4 protein-coding genes are annotated in these 1,697 nt (G+C 70.5%); 3 read left to right on the top strand and 1 reads right to left on the bottom strand.

Features of this window, described 5'->3' with window-relative positions; translation table 11 throughout:
* From fliD to ACOADB_RS22615, 3 genes are all read left to right on the top strand, one after another.
* The coding region (fliD, locus tag ACOADB_RS22625; protein WP_378603953.1) for a flagellar filament capping protein FliD at window positions 1–477 on the top strand (477 nt) is incomplete at its 5' end.
* 10 nt (window positions 478–487) lie between these two features.
* Window positions 488–868 (top strand): flagellar export chaperone FliS, encoded by a 381-nt coding sequence (fliS, locus tag ACOADB_RS22620; RefSeq protein WP_378603950.1) that lies wholly within the window; start codon window positions 488–490, stop codon window positions 866–868.
* Window positions 865–1,191 carry a hypothetical protein gene (locus ACOADB_RS22615; protein ID WP_378603947.1) on the top strand — a complete coding sequence of 109 codons (327 nt, stop codon included), beginning with the start codon at window positions 865–867 and terminating at the stop codon, window positions 1,189–1,191. The genes fliS and ACOADB_RS22615 overlap by 4 nt, the downstream gene beginning before the upstream one ends.
* A 157-nt stretch (window positions 1,192–1,348) precedes the next feature.
* Here ACOADB_RS22615 and ACOADB_RS22610 read toward each other — a convergent pair.
* A partial coding sequence (locus ACOADB_RS22610; protein WP_378603944.1) for a CheB methylesterase domain-containing protein occupies window positions 1,349–1,697 on the bottom strand: 349 nt, incomplete at its 5' end.

The following is a 1,697-nucleotide window of genomic DNA, read 5'->3' as shown; positions in this document are numbered from 1 at the left end:
AGCACCACCGCGAAGGGCGTCCTCGCCGGGGACAGCGCCCTGCGTCGCGTCGCAGGCGCCCTGCAGGAGGCGATGTATCCGGCCGACGGCACGTCGATGGCCAAGTACGGCATCCAGGTCGACCGCTACGGCAAGCTCACCTTCGACGCCGAGAAGTTCACCGCGTCGTACAAGGACGACCCGATCGCCGCCGCCGCTGCCTTCACCGGACCCACCGGATTCACGGCCCGGATCGAGGCGGTCACCAAGGCCGCGAGCGACAAGTACGACGGCTCGGTGACCACGGCGATCACCAGCCACGGCACGGCCATCAGTCGCCTCAACGAGAACATCTCCCGCTGGGACGACCGCCTCGAGCTGCGCCGCTCCTCCCTGGAGCGGCAGTACACCGCACTGGAGACCGCGCTCTCCCAGATGCAGGCCCAATCCAGCTGGCTCTCCAGCCAGCTGGCGTCACTGACCGCGTCAAGCGAGTGAGGAATCACCGATGAACGCCCTGACCGCCCATGCGGCCTACCAGTCCAACGCCGTCTCGACCGCGTCGCCCGCACGCCTGCTGGTGATGCTGCTGGAACGACTGGTCCTCGACATCGAACGTGGCCACGGCGCCCAGCAGCAGGGCGACTGGGAGAGCGCGCACAAGCACCTGGTGCATGCCCAGGACATCGTGCTGGAGCTGGAGTCGAGCCTGCAGGTCGACAAGATGAAGGGCGGCCCCGAGCTGGCTGCGCTCTACGCCTACCTGCGCAACCAGCTGGTGCTGGCGAACATCCGCCGCGACGCCGCGACGTCGACCGAGGCGCTCGGCCTCGCCCGCCAGCTGTGCGACACGTGGCGAGAAGCGGCGATGGCGGCGGCGATCCAGTGAGCACGCCACCGAACGGCCCGCGTCGCCCGGTCACCTGGCGCGAGGCGCTCGACCGCCTCGAGGCGCACGCCGACCACGCGGAGCGGATGCTCCAGGGTCGCCGCGCCCTCGACCAGGCTCCGTGGCAGCCGCCGACGGACCTCGGCCCGATCCCCGACGAGTTCCTGCCCCGCGCGCGGGTGTTGCTGGAACGCCAGCAGCGACTGATGTCGGCCATCCCGGCGATGCTCTCCGACACGCGTCAGCAGCAACGACTGACCGACCGGGTCAGCGACGCGACCGCCACCCGGTCCGTTCCTGTCTATCTCGACATCACGGCGTGAGCACGATCGGGGTGCCGAACGCGTCCTTGGCCTCGGCTTGGGCGTTCCGTACCAGCTGGTCGCGCATCTACTGACCGAGGCTGCCGTCACGTTGCCGATCACGTTGCCGATCACGTTGGTGGCGTCGATCGCCACCCGGGCGACAGCGGACGTCCGGTCAGGCGGCGCGAGAGCGGCGCACGGTCGCCACGATCCGGTCACCCAGCTGTTCCAGCGGGAGTACGTCGTCGGCGAGGCCGGCGCCCGCAACGGCACCGGGCATCCCCCACACGACCGAGCTCTCCTCGTCCTGGACGAGGATCCGGGCGCCCGCGGCTGCCAGCTGCCGGGCACCGGCAAGGCCGTCGTGCCCCATGCCGGTGAGGACCGTGGCGAGGGCGCCACCGCCGTAGACATCCAGTGCCGAACGGAACAGCACGTCGACCGCGGGGCGGCAGAAGTTCTCCTGGTCGCCCTGGTCGAGCACGGCACGCACCGGGCCGATCCGGCCGACGCGACCGAGTCGG

Origin of the sequence: Nocardioides sp. CPCC 206348 (genome assembly GCF_048654705.1) — a bacterium.
Lineage (GTDB): Bacteria > Actinomycetota > Actinomycetes > Propionibacteriales > Nocardioidaceae > Nocardioides.
This window is presented reverse-complemented; position numbering and strand designations above follow the sequence as displayed.

Excerpts from the sequence above, each read along its gene's own strand:
- fliS (WP_378603950.1), top strand. The coding sequence starts at position 488 with ATGAACGCCCTGACCGCCCATGCGGCCTACCAGTCCAACGCCGTCTCG.